The organism is Sphingomonas sp., assembly GCF_019635455.1.
Lineage (GTDB): Bacteria > Pseudomonadota > Alphaproteobacteria > Sphingomonadales > Sphingomonadaceae > Sphingomonas.
This window is the reverse complement of record NZ_JAHBZJ010000011.1, coordinates 68,709-88,643: the sequence shown is the minus strand read 5'-3', so window position 1 is coordinate 88,643 and position 19,935 is coordinate 68,709. Positions and strand designations below refer to the sequence as shown.

Below are 19,935 nucleotides of genomic sequence, written 5' to 3'. Positions count from 1 at the left end.
CGCCATTAACGCACAAACCCCCTGAACCGGTGCTTGCGCGGGGTGACGAACGGCCCCGCCCCGGCTATGCGCGCGCTCATGACCGAAATCACGCCCGAGATCGTCGCCGAACACGGCCTGTCGCCTGAGGAATATGCGCGGGTGCTGCATGCGCTGGGGCGCGACCCCAATCTGACCGAACTCGGCATCTTTTCGGTCATGTGGTCCGAGCATTGCAGCTACAAGTCGAGCCGCATCCACCTCAAAAAACTGCCGACACAGGCGCCATGGGTGATCTGTGGCCCCGGCGAGAATGCCGGCGTGATCGACATCGGCGACGGGCAGGCGGCGATCTTCAAGATGGAGAGCCACAACCACCCATCCTATATCGAACCCTATCAGGGCGCGGCGACCGGCGTTGGCGGCATCCTGCGCGATGTGTTCACGATGGGTGCGCGGCCGATCGCCAACATGAACGCGCTGCGCTTTGGCCGGCCCGACCATCCGAAGATGAAGCACCTGATCGCCGGCGTGGTCCACGGCATCGGCGGCTATGGCAATTGCGTCGGGGTTCCGACCGTCGGTGGCGAGGTCAATTTCCACACCGCCTATGACGGCAACATCCTGGTCAACGCGATGACCGTGGGCGTCGCCCAGACCGACAAGATTTTCTATTCCGCCGCCGCCGGCATCGGCAATCCGGTGGTCTATGTCGGCTCCAAGACCGGCCGCGACGGCATCCACGGCGCGACGATGGCCAGCGCCGACTTCGACGAGAACAGCGACGAAAAGCGCCCGACCGTCCAGGTCGGCGATCCGTTCACCGAAAAGCTGCTGATCGAGGCGTGCCTCGAACTCATGGCATCGGACGCGATCGTCGCGATCCAGGACATGGGCGCCGCCGGCCTCACCTCCTCCAGCGTCGAAATGGCGAGCAAGGGCGGCGTCGGCATCGAACTGGTGATGGACAACGTCCCCCAGCGCGAAACCGGCATGACGCCCTATGAAATGATGCTCTCGGAAAGCCAGGAGCGCATGCTGATGGTGCTCAAGCCCGGTCGTGAGGCCGAGGCGGAGGCGATCTTCCGCAAATGGGAGCTCGACTTCGCGGTCATCGGCACGGTCACGGATACCGGCCGCATGGTGCTCAAGTGGAAGGGCGAAACCGTCGCCGATATTCCGCTCGCGCCGCTGGCGGACGAAGCCCCGCTCTATGATCGCCCGCATGTGCCGACCCCGAAGCCCGCGGATTTGTCCGATGAACCGGAATCGACCGACATCACCGCCGACCTCGTCACGCTGATCGGCTCGCCCGACATCGCCTCGCGCCGATGGATCTGGGAACAATATGACCATATGGTCGGCGCCGACACCGTCCAGCGCCCCGGCGGCGACGCCGCTGTCGTCCGCGTCCATGGCACCGAAAAGGCGCTGGCGATCACCACCGACTGCACCCCGCGCTATTGCTTCGCCGACCCGGTCGAGGGCGGCAAACAGGCGATCGCGGAGGCGTGGCGCAACCTGACCAGCGTTGGCGCGACCCCGCTTGCGGTGACCAACTGCCTCAACTTCGCCAATCCGCAGCGGCCGGAGATCATGGGCCAGATCGTCGGCTGTCTGGACGGAATGGGCGACGCGTGCCGCGCGCTCGACTTCCCGATCGTGTCCGGCAACGTCAGCCTCTACAACGAATCGAAGGCGACCGGCGGCGGTTCGGCGATCCTGCCCACGCCCGCGATCGGCGGCGTCGGCATCCTCGCCGACTGGTCGAAATCGATGACCATCGCCTTCAAGGCGACCGGCGACGCGATCATCGCCGTGGGCGAGCGCATGGGACATCTTGGCCAGTCGCTCTGGCTGCGTGAAGTCCATGGCCGCGAGGAAGGCCCGCCGCCGCCCGTCGATCTCAAGGCGGAGCGGCGCACCGGCGACTTCGTCCGCGACATGATCTCCCGCGGACTGGTCAACGCGGTCCATGACGTGTCGGATGGCGGCGTCGCCGTCACCCTCGCCGAAATGGCGCTCGCCAGCGGCATCGGCGCGATGATCGATCAGGCTCAGCCGTTCGGCGTCGCCGGCAGCTTCTTCGGCGAGGATCAGGGGCTGTACATCGTGACCGTACCGGACGAGGCGCTGACCGAATTCCTCACTGCGGCGGCGCAACGCGATGTCCCGGCCGATCCGATGGGCAGAACCATTCGCGATCGCCTGATCTTTGAACTGGACGAAGGCGACTGGAGCGTCACGCTCGCGACGCTACGCGATGCGCATGAGGGATTTTTCCCGGCGCTTATGGGGACGGACGACGTGGCCGCCTGATCGGCGTCGGGCCGGTTCCGTGACAACGAAAAACGGGCGAGACCTTTCGGTCCCGCCCGTTTGTCTTCGTCGATTGCCCGAACTACGGCGACGTCGAGGCGCCGACACCCGCGACCACGCCGGCGATGACGCCGAACACGATCACGAACGTCGCGATCGAGCCGTTCGCTTCGTTGCTGTCGCCCGCATCGGACGACGCACGAACCGGCGCATTCGCGAGGCTCAGCGAGGACGCCGGCGACGCGATTGCCGCGCTGGCGAACAGCATCGGCGCAACGGCAAGCATCTTGATTGCCTTCTTCATTTACACCTCCCTGTGGTTGTGCAGCGCACAGCAAACGCCAGAACCGGATTTTATGCAAGCCCCGGATACCCGCAAGTTGCAAGTTTTGCCGACACTTGCGACCATGATCGGGACGGAAGAATGCATCCGAAAAGGATTAAACTGATGACCGGCGACACGAATCCGCCCCTGTGCGGCGAACTGGACCTGAAACCGGGCATGCGGGTCTTTATCCTGGGCATGCCGGATACCGTCCGGGACGCGGCGCGAATCGATAGCTCCGGGCTGGAGGTGCTGGCCGCGCCAAGCACTGGAATCGACGCGGCGCACCTGTTCGTCCAGCACCGCGAAGAGCTGATGCGTGAGTTGAAGGCACTTCGCCAGTTGATCGCACCCACCGGCTTTATCTGGGTTTCCTGGCCCGCAAACGCCGCACCTGCCGAAAGCGACGTTACGGCGGACGCGGTGCGGGACGTCGCGCTGCCCCTGGGCCTGTCCGATGTGAAGGCATGCGCGATCGATGATCTGTGGTCGGGCCTGAAGCTCATGGTTTGCAAGGAATCGCGCGCGTCGTGACCACCGAAGCCCCGACCGTCGCCTGGCGCCCCTATCCCGCCGCCAGCGACGGTGATCGCATCGACGCAGCGCGCGACTTCTACGAGCGCATGGCCACGCGCCGCTCCTGCCGCGCCTTTTCCGATGCGCCGGTGCCGCGCGCGATCATCGAATGGGCGATTCGCGCGGCCGGTACCGCGCCCAGCGGCGCCAATCATCAGCCATGGCATTTCGCCGTCGTTTCAAGCGTCGAGGCAAAGCGCCGTATCCGGGAGGGCGCCGAACAGGAGGAACGCGAATTCTATTCCGGCAAGGCGGGTGCCGAATGGCTGCGCGCGCTCGCCCCGCTCGGCACCGATGCCGACAAGAGCTATCTCGAAACCGTGCCATGGCTGATCGTCATCTTTGGACAGCGGCGCGGCGGGCTGGAGCCGGGCGACGACTTTCAGAATTATTATGTGACCGAAAGCGTCGGCATCGCCACCGGCTTGCTTCTCGCCGCGCTGCATCGGGCGGGAATCGCAACGCTGACGCACACCCCCAATCCCATGAAGTTCCTGAACGCGGTGTGCGCACGCCCCGGCACCGAAAGGCCGCTGATGATCGTCGCCGCCGGCCACGCCGCCTCCGACGCGACGATCCCCGAACACGCGCTCCGCAAGAAGTCGCTCGATCAGATCGCGTCCTGGCTGTAGCAAAGCGGGGGAGCAGGAAGGGGGCCTTCCGATGACAAACTCGACCACGCGCCGTGTCCTGACCGCGACCGCGATCGCCGGCACGCTCGACATCCTCGCCGCAATCGTGCTGACGCTGATCTACGGTCGAAAGATCGACGCAATGCTTCGCTACGTCGCCTCCGGGCCGTTTCCCGACGCGAAGCACTGGGGTACGGCCGGTGCGGCGCTCGGCCTCGCGGTGCATTTCGCGCTGATGGCGATCATGGCCGCGCTCTACATCGTCGCCGCCGACCGCATGGCCCGGCTCAAGTCTCAGCCGCTGCTCTGGGGCGTGATCTACGGCGCGCTCACCTGGATCGCGATGAACTGGGTCGTCGTGCCGCTCCGCTTCGGCACCACGCCCAGCCTTGTCGGCGCGGCGACTCAGCTCTTCTGTCACATCGTGCTTGTCGGCATCCCGATCGCCTATGCCGCGCGCCGCTAGGTGGAAAAAACGATGGCCTCCACCGCACCCGATCGCTTCCTCTCGCTCGATGTCGTCCGCGGCGTTGCGGTGATGGGTATCCTGCTGCTCAACATCGTCGCCTTTTCGATGCCGCTTCCGGCCTATTTCAACCCAACGGCATATGGCGGCGCGACGGGCCTCGACCTCGCCGTCTATCTCGTCAATTTCATATTGTTCGACGGCAAGATGCGCGGCCTGTTCTCACTACTCTTCGGCGCGTCTCTCCTGCTCGTGACCGAGCGGGCCGCGGCAAGGGGGGATAGTCCGGCCAAAGTCCATTTCGCGCGGATGACCTGGCTCCTCGTCTTCGGGCTGCTGCATTTGTGGCTGATCTGGTGGGGCGATATCCTGTCGCACTACGCGCTTGTCGGCATGATCGCCTTTTTCTGCCGCCGGATGGACGTGCGCAGCCTCATCACGCTCGCCGCCATGTTGTTGCTGGTGCAACTTCTGGCGTCCGCCCTGATCCCGCTCGGGGTGGCGCAGGCGCAAGCGGCCCCGACCAGGCCCGAGGCAGTCGCTCTGTTGCGCGAACTCGATACAGGGTTCGGACAACCGCCGCAGCCATGGCTCGCCGCCGATATCGCCGCGCACCGTGCGGACTGGATCGCCATCGCCCGCGACGCCTTCGCCATGAGCAGTCTCACGCCACTGCACGGCGTCCTCCAATATGGCTATGAAACGCTGGCCTATATGCTGCTCGGCATGGCGGCGTGGAAAAGCGGCATGTTGGCGGGGAACTGGACGCCCGACAGATACCGCCGCTGGGCGATCATCGGGCTGGGCCTGGGCGTCGCGGTCTATACGCTACTGGCGGCATATATGGTGTCGCGCGGCTTCGACCTGTTCTCCGTAACACTCGCCGCCTGGACACTGGCCGTCCCGATCCGGCCGGTCATGATCCTGGGCTGGGCAAGCCTCATCCTGCTGGCGATGCGCCCGGGCGGCGGTTTGACAGGTCGGCTCGCCGCAGCGGGGCGCATGGCGTTCAGCAACTATCTGCTGACGAGCGTGGTCTGCACGATGCTGTTCTACGGCTATGGATTTGGCTGGTACGGCGCACTGACCCGGGCGCAACTCTATCCGGTCGTGATCGCCATCTGGTGCGCGATGCTGCTGTGGTCGAAGCCGTGGCTCGACCGCTTCGCGTACGGGCCGCTCGAATGGGCGTGGCGCAGTCTTTCGCGCGGCGCGGCCCAGCAATTGCGGCGATCGATCCCGGCACGCAAAATCGCGAATGCCTCGCAATAACTGTTGCGAATCACTCTCATTCACCCTAACTATGCTGTGGAACGAGAGGGTGCCGATGGTCGTCTGCGTCTGCAATGCGATTCGCGAAAAGGATGTTCGGGGAGCGGCGCGTGACGGGGCGATGAGCGCCTGTCAGGCGTATCGCGCGCTGGGGCATCAGGCGAAATGCGGTCAATGCGTCCCGTTCGCACGCGCCATCATCGAGGCGGAACGCACCGCAGCCTGACGCGGCACATCGATCAGGATGGCGTATCTCACCGGCTTGCCCCTGTCGCAACGGACCTTCTGCGGCTAGGATGCCCTGAACCACAGAATGAGGACGGCGGCATGAAGGGCGACCCCAAGGTCATCGATTATCTGAACGAGGTGCTCAAGGGTGAGCTGACCGCGATCAACCAATATTGGCTCCACTATCGCATGCTCGACCATTGGGGCGTGAAGAAGCTCGCCGAATTCGAGCGTCATGAATCGATCGACGAGATGAAGCATGCGGATTGGCTGTCGGAGCGGATCCTGTTCCTCGACGGCCTCCCCAACTTCCAGCTGCTTGGTCGCCTGCGCATCGGCGAGACGGTCGAAGAAGTGCTCAAGGCCGATCTCGATCTCGAATATGAGGCGGTCGCGGTCCTCAAGGATGCGATCGAGCATTGCGAGAAGGTGCGCGACTATGTCAGCCGCGACCTGTTCCGCCGAATCCTCGACAGCGAGGAGGAACATGTCGATACGCTGGAAACCCAGTTCGAGATGATCGAACGCATGGGAATCCAGAATTACATCCAGCTGAACTCAAGGCCGGAAGAGGGCGAGTAGGCCCCGCGCCCGCCGGTCAGACGGCGCGGCGTCCAAAGCCGCCCGACGATCGGCGCTCGACCAGAGGATTCGCCTCGCGCTCGAGAATCGACAGTGTTGCCTCGAACAGGGGGCGAAGCTGCACGACATGCTTGAGCGCCTCACTCGGGCTATCGCGATTTTCCACGCAGGAACGTCCGATCATCTCGATCGCGGCGGCGCAATCGGCGAGCGGCTCGGCACCGAACTGGTGCGATTCGCCCTTCAGCGTATGGGCGGGCAGCACCAGCGCGGCGGCATTGTTGGCGCGCATTGCCTCTTCGATCTGCGCGACGGACTTCACGCCATCCTCGTGGAAATAGCCGAGAATGCGCACAAAATTCGCGCCGAGTTGCGACCGCGCCTGTGCGAACGCCGTCCAGTCGACCAGTTGATCCCGGTTGATTGCAGTCACTTGTCAGGCGTCCCGTACGATTTCGCTCCACTCTTTCATATCGGGCAGGGCGTAAACGTCTGGTTGACGCGCAGCTTCGAACCGGTCCGAATTGAAACCGGTTACCGGATCGATCGAAAGCCCCTGGTCAATCGCGATCGAACGGGTTGCGGGACGGGCGCATCGTCAATCGCACCGGAACCGCGCCAAAATCGAATTCGCGCCGCAGCCCGTTGATCAGATACCGCTGGTAGCTTGCCGGGAGCAGATCGACCCGGGTGCCGAACAGGATGAAACTGGGCGGGCGCGTCTTTGCCTGGGTGACATAGCGCGGCTTGATCCGCTTGCCCCCCGGCGCTGGCGGCGGATTGGCCTCCAGCGCGCGTTCGAACCAGCGGTTGAGCTGTCCCGTCGATACGCGCCGCGACCAGGCGTCCCGCGTTTCGAAGGCGACACGGATCAGCGTATCGAGCCCCTTCCCCGTCGCCGCCGAAACGGTGAGCAGCGGCACGCCCTTGACCTGGGCCAGCCCCTCGTCCAGCGCGCCCTTCACGCCGTTGAACAGGCTCGACTGGTTTTCCGCCACGTCCCATTTGTTGAGCGCGATGACGAGCGCGCGGCCCTCCTGCAACACCTTGTCGGCGATTTTGAGGTCCTGAACCTCCAGGCCCTTGGTCGCGTCGAGCAACAGGACCACCACCTCGGCGAAATCGACGGCACGCAAGGCGTCCGCGACCGACAGCTTTTCCAGCTTCTCCTGAACCTTGGCGCGCTTGCGCATGCCGGCGGTGTCGATCAGGCGCACGGGACGCTGGTTGCCGTCCGCATCCGCCCACAGCCATTCGACCGCGATCGAATCGCGGGTAATCCCCGCCTCCGGCCCGGTAATCAGCCGATCCTGACCGAGCAGCTTGTTGATGAGCGTCGATTTTCCGGCATTGGGGCGGCCGACGACCGCCAGCTTGAGCGGCGCGTCGGGCGCATCGGGATCCTCGCCCTCGCCCTCATCGGTCCGGTCGATATAGGGTAGCAGCGCTTCGAACAGGTCGGCGATCCCCTCACCATGCTCGGCGGAGAACGGAACCGGATCACCCAGTCCCAGTGCCATCGCCTCATGGATACCCGGTTCGGCGGCGCGCCCCTCTGCCTTGTTGGCGAGCAGCACGATCGGCGTTCCCGAACTGCGCAGCCAGCGCGCGACCTCTTCGTCCAGCGGCGTCACGCCCGCGCGCGCGTCGATCATGAACAACGCCACATCCGCCTCGCGCACCGCCGCTTCTGTCTGCGCACGCATCCGGCCCGGCAGGCTCGCCGGATCCTCATCCTCGAACCCGGCGGTGTCGATGATGCGAAACTCAATGCCGAGAAGTTCGCCATCGCCCTCGCGCCGGTCGCGCGTCACGCCGGGCTGGTCATCGACCAGCGCCAGACGCTTGCCGACCATGCGGTTGAACAGGGTCGACTTGCCGACATTGGGTCGGCCGATGATGGCAACGGTGGGACGCATCCGCGCCCTCTAACCCAAGCGCGGCCTCAGCGATAGGCGGTGATCTCTCCCTTATCGCTGAGCACGTAGAGCATGTTGTTGGCCACCACGAGCGGCAGGCTGATCGAATCGCCGACATTGATGGTCGCGCCGGGCGCGCCGTCCGTGGGCGATGCAGCAACCAGTTCTCCGCGCGAATTGCCCATCCACAGCCGGTCGCCGGCGAGCAACGGCCCGACCCAGGTGATCGGGCCTTTCTTCTTCTTCACATTCTTCCACGCGCGTTGCTGCGCGATCCAGCGAATCTTGCCGCTGCCACGCGCGAGCGCGACCAGCTTCGAATCGTCGGACATGACGAACAGCCATTCGCCCGCGACCCAGGGCGTGGAAATGCCGGCGATGCTCTGTTCCCAGACGCGCTGGCCGCTGTTCAACTCGATCGCCGCCATACGGCCGCCCTGTCCGACCGCATAGACGCGGCCCTGATCGATCACCGGATCGGCGTCGATATCGGCAAGGCTCGACACCGAGGTCGAGATCGTCGAACGCGAGAGCGTGTCCGACCACAGCGAACGACCATTTTCGTAGCGATAGGCGTTGAGTTCACCCGACGAGAAGCCGGCAACGACCGTCCCCTGTGCCGCAGCAGGCGCCGCCACACCGAACACGCCCTGCGATTCGAGCGTTCCCTGTTGCGTCCACACCACGCTTCCGTCGGCCTGCGCCAGCGCGAACAGCTGGTTGTCCTGCGACACGACATAGACGTTGCCGTTGGCGATCGTCGGCGCGCCACGCAGCGGTCCGCCCGGCTTCACCCGCCACTGCTCCGCGCCCGTTGCCGCGTCGAGCGCGACGACTTCGCCCAGGCCGTTGGTGGCATAGAGTTTGCCAGCGTCGAAGCTGACGCCGCCGCCAAAGCTGGCCTTGCGATTCTCCTCGCCCTTGAACGTCTGGGCCTGCCAGCGTCGCGCGCCGGTCGCGGCGTCGAAGGCATGCACCGTGGCCTCGGTATCCATGACGAACAGCGCGCCACCAGCGACGACCGGCGCCGCCGCGAGCCGTACCCGGCCGTTCGTGCCGGCGATCTTCGCCGACCAGACGCGCGATGGCGAGGCGGACAGCGCCAGATTGCCCATCGACTTGGCGGGATTGCCGCCCGGCTGGCTCCAGCTTTCGTTCACGGCCGCCGGCGGCAGGACCACCGCCACGTCGGCGATCGACTTGTCGGGCGAAAACCCGATCTCCGCGGCCAGCACCGGGACGCGTTCACCCAGCGTCGGCGTCTTCTTGCCGCCGCCACCCTTGAAGACCCCACAGGCGCTGAGCGCCGCAAGCGCCGCAATCGCGACCGTAACTCGAAGCGACTTGTTCATTTTGCCTTCTTGTCCTCACCTTCGTCGGCGACCGCATCGACCCCGAGTACGCCCGCCATCTGAACCGCGCGTTGACGAAGCGACCTGGGTGCCTTTTCGTCCTTGGCGATCTCCCCGAACAGCTTGCCGGCCTCGGCACGCTTGCCCTGTTGCAGATAGGCGATCGCCATCATCTCGCCCGCGCTGCCGAACCAGATATTCTCCTTTACCGCCAGCGGGCTGAGCCGGGTGATGATCTGATCGGGCTTGAGCGAATCATATTCTGCGGCGGTCTGGCGAATGATCGCCAGATCGCGAAATTCCTGTGGCAGCTTGTCGTCGGCGGCGATCCCGGCCAGCGTCGCCACCGCGCCCTTCACGTCCTTCTTCTGCAACTGGATATCCGCCTGGGTGAAGCGGGACATCGCCGCGAAGCCGTCGGAACTGGAAGCCGCGAGCGCCTTTAGCGGGGCCTCCGCCTCATCCGGCTTGTTGTCGGCCAGCGCCTTGAACGCGGCCTTGAACTGGTCACCCTCGGCACCCCGGCGCGTCTCGCCATGGCTCTGCCAGTACAGGACCCCGGCAAAGGCGATCAGACCGGCGACCACCGCCGCGATGATCCAGCGCCCGTAATGCTGCCAGATATGAAGCGCCTGATCCTTTCGCAGCTCCTCATCGACCTCGCGCAGAAACGCTTCGTTGCTTTCAGGGCTCAACGCCAAGGGGAAACTCCATCAGGAAATCGGGGGTGAACGGGCGCGGACCTTAGCCGCGAGAAACGGGAAACGAAAGCGGGTCAATCCTTGGGTTTGTACACCTGTTCCTCACCCGGAAACGATCGATCGCGGACGGCCGTCGCATAGGTCTGGACCGCGGCGGAAATACGGCCAGCCATGTCGTCGAATTTCTTCACGAAGCGCGGCGTCCGTTCGAACAGCCCCAGCATATCCTCGGTCACCAGCACCTGGCCGTCGCACTGCGCCGACGCGCCGATGCCGATCACGGGACAGGGAACCGCCGCGACGATCTCGTTCGCCAGCGTTTCGACGACGCCCTCCGCGACGATCGCGAACGAACCCGCCTCGGCAATCGCCTTCGCGTCGCCGATGATCTTGGCATATTCGGCATTGCCGCGACCGCGCGCGCCATAGCCGCCCAGCGCGTTGACCGCCTGTGGCGTGAGGCCCACATGCCCCATTACGGGAATGCCCCGCCGGGTCAGGAACGCGACGGTCTCCGCCATCGCCTCTCCCCCCTCCAGCTTCACCGCTGCGGCGCCGGTTTCCGCCATGATGCGCGACGCGGAAGCGAAGGCCTGATCGGGACTCGCCTCATAGCTGCCGAACGGCATATCGATCACCACCACGGCGTGATAGCTGCCGCGCACCACCGCGGCGCCATGCGCACACATCATGTCCAGCGTGACCGACAGCGTCGATGGCAGGCCATAGATCACCTGCCCCAGACTGTCGCCGACCAGCAGCACGTCGCAATGCGGATCGAGCAGTTGCGCCATCCGCGCCGTATAGGCGGTCAGCATCACCACCGGGTCCTTCCCCTTGCGGTTCTGGATCGCGGGTACGGTCAGCCGCTTCATCGGTGCGGGCGTGGGGTTCGCGCGGCTCGTCGCAGTGTCGAGCGTGAAGGTCGTGGACATGGCCCGCGCTCTAGCGGTGCAGGCAATGCAGCGCCAGCGGCGTCCGTATCGACGTCATGAATCATTGACTCCATGTTAGGTTTATATAACATTGAGTCGTGCATATTTTACATCGGAGGTGAAGGTGGCGTTTCGTGAGAAGATTGCGTGGGTGGCGTTTTTGAGCACGGTTTTGATCTGGGGCGCCTTTTTCGGATCGCTCGTCTTCACACCGCATGAGGCGCGCGGGCTGGCGCTGCTGGGTTCGTTCATCGTCGCCACGATCGCGCAGGCGGCGGTGATGATCGTCGCGGCGACGATCTGGGCGATCGGCGCGCCCGCCGAAGCGAATGCCCCCGCCGACGAGCGTGATCGCGCCGTCGGGCGACGGGCGACGGGGTTCGCCTATCTTACGCTGGTGCTCGGCGTGGTCGCGGTGATCGTCTGGCTGCATCTGGGACTGCACGGACCCGATACGATCTTTGCGCTGGTCGCCGCGTTCATCCTGGCCGAAGCGGTGCGGTTCGGCGCGACCGCTCTCGGCTATCGCCGGGCGGCCTGACCATGGCCTATCGCGAGCGGCTCGCCTGGATCGAACTCGTCGGAATGGCGATCGCCTATGGCGCCTATTTCATCGCGGTGGGGCTGGTGGAACCGGCACCGGGCCGGCTTGAAACCCTGTCCTATGTCGCGCTGTTCGGCGCGGCGACCGGCGTGCGATTGCTCATCCTCGGTCTCGGCTGGCTCCTGCTCCGCGCGCGGATGGGGGGCGAGGCGCGCGCCCGGCCCGACGAGCGCGATCGCGCGATCGCCCGGCGCGGCGCGAGTGTCGGTTACTACGTCCTGCTCGGCCTGATGCTGTGGGTCGGCGTGATCCTGCCCCTGACCCAAAGCGGCTGGGCGGTGGCGAACGCGGCGCTTGCCGCGATCATCGTTGCGGAAATCGTTCGCGATGTCGTGATCGTCTTCAGCTATCGCGGAGGATGGCATGGCTAAACCCCCGATCGCGAATCAGATCCGCACGCTGCGCTTCCTGGCTGGCGAAATGACTCAGGGCGAACTCGGCGAGCGGGTCGGCGTCACCCGGCAGACCATCGCCGCGATCGAACAGGGGAAATATTCGCCAACGCTGGAGGCCGCGTTCCGCATCGCACGCGTGTTCGGAAAATCGCTTGAGGACGTGTTCCAGTGGGAGGAAGATGGCAGCGGCTAGCCGAGCCAGCCGCGCCTGCCGGCGTGAAAGGCCAACCACAGCTGAAACGCCTGAATACCAAAGATCGCCGCCGGGAAGTAGGTGACCCACACCCCCTTTACCGCGACGATGTCGGTGACGAGGAACATCCAGCCGAACTGGATAACCACCGCAATCAGCGACAGTTCGGACAGCGCGAACGCCCAGCGCCGGCGCAGCAACAGGCCCACCGCGCCCAACAGGCCGGCCGCCACCGCCGCGACATAGACCGCGTGAAACCAGGTCGGCAGATCGGCATAGAGCCTGCGATCATAGTCGGTCGCGTTCGGATCCATCTCCGCGCCGAATGCGAAATGCAGATAGAGCGACGCGCATCCGGCCAACGCCCATAGCAGGAGCAGGATCGTGACCGCCTTGAACCACAGCGGTGGCGTTGATCCGGATTGCATGCGACCTCCCCCCAGACGGCTTCGCCCTCGGGTTCAGGCTAGCGCAAGCGCCGCGACATCCCAAGCGGCTATTAGAGGAGCGCGCTGGCCCAAAGATCCGGCTTGAACCCGACGAGCACGCCGCCGCGATATTCGACCACCGGCCGCTTGATCAGCGACGGATTGGCGACCATCAGCGCGATCGCCTTCGCGCGGTCAATATCGGCCTTGTCCGCGTCGTCCAGCTTGCGAAAGCTGGTGCCGGCACGATTGAGCAACGGCTCCCAGCCGACCGCATCGGCCCATTTCGACAGCCGCGCCGGATCCGCCCCTTCCTTCTTGTAATCGTGGAAGGTGCAGGCGAGCCCATTGGCGTCGAGCCAGACCCGCGCCTTTTTGACCGTGTCGCAATTGGGGATGCCATACAGCGCGATCATCGGCTCACTCCCACTCGATCGTGCCGGGCGGTTTCGACGTATAGTCATACACCACCCGGTTCACTCCGCGCACTTCATTGACGATCCGCGTCGCGACGCGCGTCAGGAAGCTGGCGTCGAACGGATAGACGTCGGCGGTCATCCCGTCGGTGCTCGTCACCGCGCGCAATCCGCACACGCTGTCATAGGTGCGGCCGTCGCCCATCACACCCACCGTCTTCACCGGCAGCAGCACGGCAAAGGCCTGCCAGATCGCGTCATAGAGACCTGCGTTGCGGATTTCCTCCAGATAGATCGCGTCCGCCTTCCGCAGGATGTCGCACCGCTCCTTCGTGACTTCGCCCGGGATACGGATGGCCAGGCCCGGCCCGGGAAACGGGTGCCGGCCCACGAACACATCGGGCAGCCCCAGTTCGCGGCCCAGCGCGCGCACCTCGTCCTTGAACAGTTCGCGAAGCGGTTCCACCAGCTTCATGTTCATCCGTTCGGGCAGGCCGCCGACATTGTGGTGGCTCTTGATGGTCACGGACGGACCGCCGGTAAAGCTCACGCTTTCGATCACGTCGGGATACAGCGTTCCCTGTGCCAGAAAATCGGCGCCGCCGACCTTTTTAGCTTCATCTTCAAAGACATCGATAAAGGTCTTGCCGATGAATTTGCGCTTCATCTCTGGATCGGTGACGCCGGCCAGGCCGTTGAGAAACAGCGTTTCGGCATTCACATGGACGAGCGGGATGTTGTAATGGCCGCGGAACAGGCTGACCACCTGATCGGCCTCGCCGCTGCGCATCAGGCCGTGATCGACGAACACACAGGTCAGTTGCTCGCCGATCGCCTCATGGATCAGCACCGCCGCCACCGCGCTGTCGACCCCGCCGGAAAGGCCGCAGATCACCCTGCCCTTGCCCACCTGTGCGCGGATTTCCTCGATCTTGGTCTGACGGAACTCCGCCATCGTCCATTCGCCCTGCAACCCACAGACGTGGCGGACGAAATTGGCGAGCAGCTTCGCGCCGTCGGGGGTATGCACCACTTCCGGATGGAACTGCATCGCGTAATAGCGGCGCGTATCGTCCGCGATCACCGCAAAGGGCGCGCCCGGGCTGGCGGCGACGGGACGAAAGCCGGGGGCAAGGTCGGTCACCTTGTCGCCATGGCTCATCCATACCTGGTGCCTCTCGCCCTCGCCCCACAGGCCGTCGAACAGGACGCAGCCATCGGCGATGTCGATAAAGGCGCGGCCGAATTCGCCGCTGTCGCCCAGCTGGACGCTTCCGCCCAGCTGCGCCATCATCACCTGCTGGCCATAGCAGATGCCGAGCACCGGCACGCCGCTTTCAAAGATCGCATCCGGCACGCGGGGCGATCCCTCGTCCAGCACCGATGCGGGGGAGCCGGACAGGATCACGCCGCCCGGCCTCATCCGCTCGAACGCCTCCGCTGCGGTAGTGAAGGGGGCGATCTCGCTATAGACGCCGGCCTCGCGCACGCGCCGTGCGATCAGCTGGGTCACCTGGCTGCCGAAATCGACGATGAGGATGGATTCGCTGGGGCCGGTCATGGCCGGGCGATAGGAAGGCTGGCGCGGGGTGTAAAGCCGAACCTCCCCTCATCCCGCCTTGGCGGTCCCGGTCGCCGGATCAGGCGCGCAGGCGCTCGATCGCCTGCGCCAGCGCGACATAGAGCTTGCCCATGTCGGACGAAAGCAGCGTCACGCCCAGCGGCGACCCGTCACGCAGCCCCAGCACCTGGCGCAGCATCGCCTCGAAATCATGGATGTAGCGGTTCACCTGCTCGCGGAATTCCTTGTCGCCGTCGTACAGCGCGGCAATTTCACGCGCCTCGCCATTATCGATCAGGCGGACCGCGCGGCGGGTGAAGACGCCGCGATCGCCCTTCAGATAGGCGGCCCAGGCGCTATCCGACACCTCGTGCGCGAACGCCTTGGTGATATCGATCGACGCGGAGTTGAGCGCCTCGACCAGTAACGACACGCGACGCGCGAAATTGTCGCGATCGGCGGTTTCGCGTTCGGACCGTGCCTCTTCGATGCGGCGCTCGACGGTGGCCGATGCCTCACCGATCGTCAGCATCTGTTGGGTCAGGCGTTCGGACGCGCGGGTGGCGGTATGGACCGCATTCTCGGCGACCTCGCCCAGTTCGATCAGCTGCTGGCGCACCCCGCTGTCGATCGCCCTGCGCATCGCCGCACCGCCCGCTTCCTCCAGCCGCCGCTCGGCCTCCGGCACCAACCCGGCCAGCGTCGCGCGGGCATGGTCGGCGGCGGCGTTCGAGGTTTCGCGGATCCGCAACAGCGCATCGACCAGCTGCGGGGCCGCCTCTTCGGCGAAGCGACGAGCATTGCCGATCGCGCGATCGACAATCTCCTCCAGCTGGTCGGTCTTCTCATGCCCCGAATCGAGCGTTTCGATCAGCGACGCCTGGGTCTTCGCCAGCGTGTCGCGCTGTTTCGAGACGACGTCGGCAATCGCCTCGATCGCATCGTGCGTGCTTTCGGCCGCCGTGACCAGCGCAAGCAGCTCCGGCTTCGATCCGGCGATCACCTTGCGGGTCTCGCCGATCCGGTCTTCCAGCCGGACGAGCGCCTCTGGCATCGTCTCGTCGATCTCGCGCGCCGACGCGTCGAGCGCGGTGAGCAGATCCTCCGCCGTGGCGATGACGCGGCGGGCGGTCTCCTCACCCACCTTCAGCGTTTCGGTCATCGCGCCGGCCGAACTGTCGAGCGCGCTGATCGAGGCGGACAGCGCCTGGGTCCGCTCCATTCCCGAACTGTGCAGCGCCGCCATCTGGCCATCCGCCTGGGCAATGCCGCCGGTGACCGAGGCGAGCAGGATATCCACTCGCGTCTGTTCCTCGCCCAGCCGTTCGGCGACGCGACCGATCGTTCCCTCGACCTCGGCGATACGCGTGCCGACCGCATCGATGCTGTCGCGTCCCGCCTTGTCGATCGCCGCCTGGTTGGCGGACAGCATCGCCAGCATTGCCTCTCCCTGCGCGGCGATTCCCTTGCGCGCCTCGTCCACGGCGGCGGCGGTGCGGTCGAGCATCGCATCGACGGTGCCGGACATCTGGTCGGCAACCGCCTCCAGCCGGGCGCCGGCGGTCTCGCTGGTCGCCTCCATCTTGGCGATGTGCGCGGCAAGCCGCTGCGCCGCGCCGCCCGCGACCTCGTCCGCCTGCCGCCCACGCTCCGCCAGCGCGGCGAGCTGTGCATCCAGCGCGGACGCGTGCTCCCCCGCCTTCAGACCCGCCGCGTCGAGCGTGGCGGCCATGCCCGTCATCTCCTCATGCGCCCGGGGCAGCGAGGCGAGGACGACCGACACGCTCTTTTCCGCACTCCCGGCGCTTTCGACCAGCTTCTTCGCCGTCGCGTCGATCGCCTTCGCCTCGGCGGCCATGCCGTTGGACACCGCCTGCAGCCGCTCGGCCGCGCCATCGCCCATCGCCATCAGCGCCGTGGTCTGCGCAGCCAGCGCGGAGCGGTTCTCCTCGATCTTGCGCGAGAGGGTGGCGACGACGCGTTCGAGGCTCGCCGCCTCGGCCCGCATCGCCCGGGCCGTCGCCCCGAACCGGCGCGCCTCGGCCCGGCTGGATCGGCGGGCGAGCAGATAGAGGATGCCGATCAGCGCCGGCGGCACGCACAGGGCGGCGATCAGCTGCACCAGCTCGACCGGCGGCAAGGGGGTGGCGAACACCGGCTGGAGCAACCAGCCGGCAAGCCCGAACCAGATGGCGGACAGACCCAGCGCCAGCACCGGCAGCCCCCATTGGCGCGGCGTGGCGGGAACTTCGGCCTCGACATCCTCGGCCGGATCATATTCCGGATGCGCGGCGCTCGCCGGCGCATCATCCTCGACGAGCACCACCTCGTCATTCCCCACCGGCGTAAGGCCGGCGCGCTTCGTTCCCCCGTTCATCGTCCCAATCTAGCACGGGTCCCGTGCGCGGGATAGCGGTTCGAAACACTTCGTTAAGCACGCGAAACCTAGGGTCGCGGCATGGCATATGATCCCGGTGCAATCGATGCGACTCTGGCGGCGGCGGTGGGTGACGAACCCGGGCTGATCGCGGAACTTCGCGAGGCGTTTCTCGACAGTGCGAAGCGGACACTGGCCGCGCTGGACGGCACCGACGATCCCGAAAGCTGGCGCGGCGCGGCGCTGCGCCTCAAGGGGCTGGCGGCGAGCTTTGGCGCGGTGCGGCTGATGGCACTGGCGCAGGACGCGGCAGACGCCCCGGCGGGCGACCGGGCGATCTATCGCAAGCTGCAACGCGCGGTCGAGCGGCTGTAACGCTCACTTGCGGGGCGGTTTGCTCAGGTTGTGATCGACCGCCGCGCGGACAAGCGCGCGGAACGCGGCAGGATCGACCTGCTCGCCCTCGCGAATGTCGATGGCGCGGCGCGTGCCGCCCTCCAGGCTGGCGTTGAAGACTCCCTGCGGGTCGTCGAGCGCGGCGCCGTTGGCGAAGGTGAGCTTGACATAGCCCTTATAGACCTCCCCGATGCAGATGATCCCGGCATGTTCCCACACCGGCACGCCGCCCGGATTGCTCGGCTTGCGCCACTTCACCGTCTCGACGACATCGGGGTCGGCCTCGCGGATCAGCGCGCGCATCGCGGCCAGTTTCTCCCCACGCCAGTCACCGAGCGCGGCGATCCGGGAGTCGATCAGGGCGGACGTGTCTTCGCCGCTCACGTCTTGCGGCTCAGTTCGCGCATCGCGTCATCGAGGCCGGCGAGGGTCAGTGGGTACATGCGGTCGTTCATCAGTTCGCGGATGATGCGGACCGAGTGCGAATAGCCCCATTGTTCCTGCGGGATCGGGTTCAGCCACACGCTCGCGGGATAGGTGTTGGTGACGCGCTGCATCCATGCGGCGCCGGCTTCTTCGTTGAAATGTTCGACCGAGCCGCCGGGATGGGTGATTTCATAGGGCGACATCGACGCGTCACCGACAAATATCACCTTGTAATCATGTCCGAATTTGTGGAGCACGTCCCAGGTTGGGGTGCGTTCCTGGAAGCGGCGGCGATTGTCTTTCCACACGCCTTCGTAGAGACAGTTGTGGAAATAGTAGAATTCGAGATTCTTGAACTCGGCGGTCGCGGCGCTGAACAGTTCCTCGCACAGCTTCACCCATGGATCCATCGATCCGCCGACATCGAGGAAGAGCAGCAGCTTCACCGCATTGTGCCGTTCGGGACGCATGCGGATGTCGAGCCAGCCCTGGCGCGCGGTGCCGTCGATCGTGCCGTCGATGTCCAGCTCGTCCGCCGCCCCCTCGCGCGCGAAGCGGCGCAGGCGGCGCATCGCGACCTTGATATTGCGGGTGCCAAGTTCGCGGGTGCTGTCGAGATTTTTGAACTCGCGCCCCTCCCACACCTTCAGCGCGCGCTTGTGCCGACTCTCGCCGCCGATCCGCACGCCTTCGGGATTATAGCCGGAATTGCCATAGGGAGAGGTGCCGCCGGTGCCGACCCATTTGCTGCCGCCCTGATGCCGGCCCTGTTGCTCTTCGAGCCGCTTCTTGAGCGTCTCCATGATCTCGTCCCACGAACCGAGCGACTTGATCGCCTCCATCTCCTCGGGCGTCAGATATTTCTCGGCCACCGCCTTCAGCCAGTCCTCGGGGATGTCGGCGCCCTGCACGCCATAGGTCGAGGCGACCCCCTTGAAGACCTTTGCAAAGACCTGATCGAAGCGGTCGAGCAGCCCCTCGTCCTTCACGAAGGTCGCGCGGGCGAGATAGTAAAAGGCCTCCGGCGTGCGATCGATCACGTCGCGGTCGAGCGCTTCGAGCAGGATCAGATGCTCCTTCATGCTGGCGGGGATGCCCGCGGCGCGGAGTTCATCGACGAAGGAGAAGAACATGATGGGGTTGTGGCGCGGCGGCGGAGCGGCGTCCAGCCACTTCTGGCATCACCCGGGACCTGTTCCGGGGTGGCGCGCCGTGGTACGGGGGGTGGCCGGATCAGCGTGCGTAGGCGTCGATCAGCGAGCCGACATAATCCGGGTCTTCGCCGGTCAGTTCGGGCGCGACGCGCGCCCGCGCCACCTTCGCGCCGTCCGCCGGCCGACCATAAATGAAGCCGTTGACCGGATAGACGGTGCTGCCCAGCCCCCGGCTGTCCCGATACCAGACCTTGACCGCGCTCCAGTCGCCCGTCGGGGAGACGTCGAACAGCGTCACATCCTGTTCGACATGGCCGCGCTCGCCATTCTGGCGCGACCAGTTGGCATGGGTAACCATCACCACCCGCGGCTCGATGACGCGGCTGACCACCGCGACATGGCCGAGCGGAAGCGGGCGCGATTTCGCGAAGGCGACGACCGCGCCGACCTCTGGCTGCTGGCCGCGCTGATATCGCCCGTCGGCCTGGCTCCACCAGGTCCAGGCATCGCCCCAGATCTGGATACCCGAAACCGCGCGCGCGAACGGCACGCATTCACCGACATAATCGAGGATCGACGCAAATGCCGATGCCGGGGCCGCGAGGAGGGAGGCGGCGCCCAGCATCGACAGCACGATCCGGCGGGGGGTCCGGTTCGACTGCATGGGAACCAGGATAAGCCCGGGCCGCTGCCGAAGCG

At 65.7% G+C, this 19,935-nt stretch carries 24 protein-coding genes; 11 read left to right on the top strand and 13 right to left on the bottom strand.

The window, feature by feature from the left end:
* The first annotated feature begins 78 nt into the window (after positions 1 to 78).
* A complete protein-coding gene (purL, locus tag KF783_RS13595; protein ID WP_294080327.1) occupies positions 79 to 2,298 on the top strand; it encodes a phosphoribosylformylglycinamidine synthase subunit PurL in 2,220 nt (739 codons plus the stop codon).
* Between the two features lie 82 nt (positions 2,299 to 2,380).
* Here purL and KF783_RS13590 read toward each other — a convergent pair whose 3' ends face one another.
* Positions 2,381 to 2,602, bottom strand: a complete 222-nt coding sequence (locus KF783_RS13590; RefSeq protein WP_294080178.1) for a hypothetical protein — start codon at positions 2,600 to 2,602, stop codon at positions 2,381 to 2,383.
* Between the two features lie 144 nt (positions 2,603 to 2,746).
* Between KF783_RS13590 and KF783_RS13585 the strand changes: the two genes are divergently transcribed.
* From KF783_RS13585 to bfr, 6 genes are all read left to right on the top strand, one after another.
* Positions 2,747 to 3,157, top strand: coding sequence for a hypothetical protein (locus KF783_RS13585; RefSeq protein WP_294080176.1), 411 nt, complete (start codon positions 2,747 to 2,749; stop codon positions 3,155 to 3,157).
* Positions 3,158 to 3,246: 89 nt separating this feature from the next.
* A complete protein-coding gene (locus tag KF783_RS13580) occupies positions 3,247 to 3,831 on the top strand; it encodes a nitroreductase family protein (protein ID WP_294080325.1) in 585 nt (194 codons plus the stop codon).
* 31 nt (positions 3,832 to 3,862) lie between these two features.
* On the top strand, positions 3,863 to 4,297 hold the full coding sequence (locus KF783_RS13575; protein WP_294080174.1) for a hypothetical protein: 435 nt from the start codon (positions 3,863 to 3,865) through the stop codon (positions 4,295 to 4,297).
* A gap of 12 nt (positions 4,298 to 4,309) precedes the next feature.
* Positions 4,310 to 5,569, top strand: coding sequence for a DUF418 domain-containing protein (locus tag KF783_RS13570; RefSeq protein ID WP_294080172.1), 1,260 nt, complete (start codon positions 4,310 to 4,312; stop codon positions 5,567 to 5,569).
* A gap of 55 nt (positions 5,570 to 5,624) precedes the next feature.
* The gene (locus KF783_RS13565; RefSeq protein ID WP_294080323.1) at positions 5,625 to 5,795 is read left to right on the top strand and encodes a (2Fe-2S)-binding protein; all 171 of its coding nucleotides are present in this window, start codon (positions 5,625 to 5,627) and stop codon (positions 5,793 to 5,795) included.
* 101 nt (positions 5,796 to 5,896) lie between these two features.
* Positions 5,897 to 6,379 carry a bacterioferritin gene (gene bfr / locus KF783_RS13560; RefSeq protein ID WP_294080171.1) on the top strand — a complete coding sequence of 161 codons (483 nt, stop codon included), beginning with the start codon at positions 5,897 to 5,899 and terminating at the stop codon, positions 6,377 to 6,379.
* Between the two features lie 16 nt (positions 6,380 to 6,395).
* Here bfr and KF783_RS13555 read toward each other — a convergent pair whose 3' ends face one another.
* From KF783_RS13555 to panB, 5 genes are all read right to left on the bottom strand, one after another.
* Positions 6,396 to 6,812 (bottom strand): Hpt domain-containing protein, encoded by a 417-nt coding sequence (locus KF783_RS13555; protein WP_294080170.1) that lies wholly within the window; start codon positions 6,810 to 6,812, stop codon positions 6,396 to 6,398.
* A gap of 127 nt (positions 6,813 to 6,939) precedes the next feature.
* Complete coding sequence (gene der / locus KF783_RS13550) at positions 6,940 to 8,298, bottom strand: ribosome biogenesis GTPase Der (RefSeq protein WP_294080168.1); 1,359 nt, start codon at positions 8,296 to 8,298, stop codon at positions 6,940 to 6,942.
* A 26-nt stretch (positions 8,299 to 8,324) separates the two neighbouring features.
* Entirely contained in the window at positions 8,325 to 9,650 is a 1,326-nt protein-coding gene (locus tag KF783_RS13545; RefSeq protein ID WP_294080167.1) for a PQQ-like beta-propeller repeat protein, read from the bottom strand.
* Positions 9,647 to 10,351 (bottom strand): tetratricopeptide repeat protein, encoded by a 705-nt coding sequence (locus KF783_RS13540; protein WP_294080165.1) that lies wholly within the window; start codon positions 10,349 to 10,351, stop codon positions 9,647 to 9,649. The genes KF783_RS13545 and KF783_RS13540 overlap by 4 nt, the downstream gene beginning before the upstream one ends.
* A 74-nt stretch (positions 10,352 to 10,425) precedes the next feature.
* The gene (gene panB, locus KF783_RS13535) at positions 10,426 to 11,286 is read right to left on the bottom strand and encodes a 3-methyl-2-oxobutanoate hydroxymethyltransferase (protein ID WP_294080163.1); all 861 of its coding nucleotides are present in this window, start codon (positions 11,284 to 11,286) and stop codon (positions 10,426 to 10,428) included.
* A 160-nt stretch (positions 11,287 to 11,446) separates the two neighbouring features.
* Here panB and KF783_RS13530 point away from each other — a divergent pair, with 160 nt between their 5' ends.
* The 3 genes from KF783_RS13530 to KF783_RS13520 are packed head-to-tail and all read left to right on the top strand — an operon-like array spanning position 11,447 to position 12,478.
* Positions 11,447 to 11,827 carry a hypothetical protein gene (locus KF783_RS13530; protein ID WP_294080161.1) on the top strand — a complete coding sequence of 127 codons (381 nt, stop codon included), beginning with the start codon at positions 11,447 to 11,449 and terminating at the stop codon, positions 11,825 to 11,827.
* Between the two features lie 2 nt (positions 11,828 to 11,829).
* Positions 11,830 to 12,261: a hypothetical protein gene (locus KF783_RS13525; RefSeq protein ID WP_294080159.1), complete on the top strand. Its 432-nt coding sequence runs from the start codon at positions 11,830 to 11,832 to the stop codon at positions 12,259 to 12,261.
* Entirely contained in the window at positions 12,254 to 12,478 is a 225-nt protein-coding gene (locus KF783_RS13520) for a helix-turn-helix transcriptional regulator (RefSeq protein WP_294080158.1), read from the top strand. Before KF783_RS13525 ends, KF783_RS13520 begins: the two co-directional genes overlap by 8 nt.
* Here the strand turns inward: KF783_RS13520 and KF783_RS13515 are convergent.
* The 4 genes from KF783_RS13515 to KF783_RS13500 all read right to left on the bottom strand — a co-directional run bounded on the left by KF783_RS13515 (position 12,475) and on the right by KF783_RS13500 (position 17,260).
* A complete protein-coding gene (locus KF783_RS13515; RefSeq protein WP_294080157.1) occupies positions 12,475 to 12,906 on the bottom strand; it encodes a hypothetical protein in 432 nt (143 codons plus the stop codon). The genes KF783_RS13520 and KF783_RS13515 overlap by 4 nt on opposite strands.
* Positions 12,907 to 12,977: 71 nt before the next feature.
* Positions 12,978 to 13,322, bottom strand: a complete 345-nt coding sequence (locus tag KF783_RS13510; RefSeq protein ID WP_294080155.1) for an arsenate reductase — start codon at positions 13,320 to 13,322, stop codon at positions 12,978 to 12,980.
* 4 nt (positions 13,323 to 13,326) lie between these two features.
* Positions 13,327 to 14,883: a glutamine-hydrolyzing GMP synthase gene (guaA, locus tag KF783_RS13505; RefSeq protein ID WP_294080153.1), complete on the bottom strand. Its 1,557-nt coding sequence runs from the start codon at positions 14,881 to 14,883 to the stop codon at positions 13,327 to 13,329.
* Positions 14,884 to 14,962: 79 nt separating this feature from the next.
* Positions 14,963 to 17,260, bottom strand: a complete 2,298-nt coding sequence (locus KF783_RS13500) for a hypothetical protein (RefSeq protein ID WP_294080151.1) — start codon at positions 17,258 to 17,260, stop codon at positions 14,963 to 14,965.
* Between the two features lie 81 nt (positions 17,261 to 17,341).
* Between KF783_RS13500 and KF783_RS13495 the strand changes: the two genes are divergently transcribed.
* Positions 17,342 to 17,635, top strand: a complete 294-nt coding sequence (locus tag KF783_RS13495; protein WP_294080150.1) for an Hpt domain-containing protein — start codon at positions 17,342 to 17,344, stop codon at positions 17,633 to 17,635.
* 3 nt (positions 17,636 to 17,638) lie between these two features.
* Here KF783_RS13495 and KF783_RS13490 read toward each other — a convergent pair whose 3' ends face one another.
* From KF783_RS13490 to KF783_RS13480, 3 genes are all read right to left on the bottom strand, one after another.
* Positions 17,639 to 18,040 carry a DUF1801 domain-containing protein gene (locus KF783_RS13490; protein ID WP_294080148.1) on the bottom strand — a complete coding sequence of 134 codons (402 nt, stop codon included), beginning with the start codon at positions 18,038 to 18,040 and terminating at the stop codon, positions 17,639 to 17,641.
* On the bottom strand, positions 18,037 to 19,215 hold the full coding sequence (locus KF783_RS13485) for a VWA domain-containing protein (RefSeq protein ID WP_294080146.1): 1,179 nt from the start codon (positions 19,213 to 19,215) through the stop codon (positions 18,037 to 18,039). The genes KF783_RS13490 and KF783_RS13485 overlap by 4 nt, the downstream gene beginning before the upstream one ends.
* Before the next feature lie 100 nt (positions 19,216 to 19,315).
* On the bottom strand, positions 19,316 to 19,900 hold the full coding sequence (locus KF783_RS13480) for a CHAP domain-containing protein (protein ID WP_294080143.1): 585 nt from the start codon (positions 19,898 to 19,900) through the stop codon (positions 19,316 to 19,318).
* Between the last annotated feature and the right edge of the window lie 35 nt (positions 19,901 to 19,935).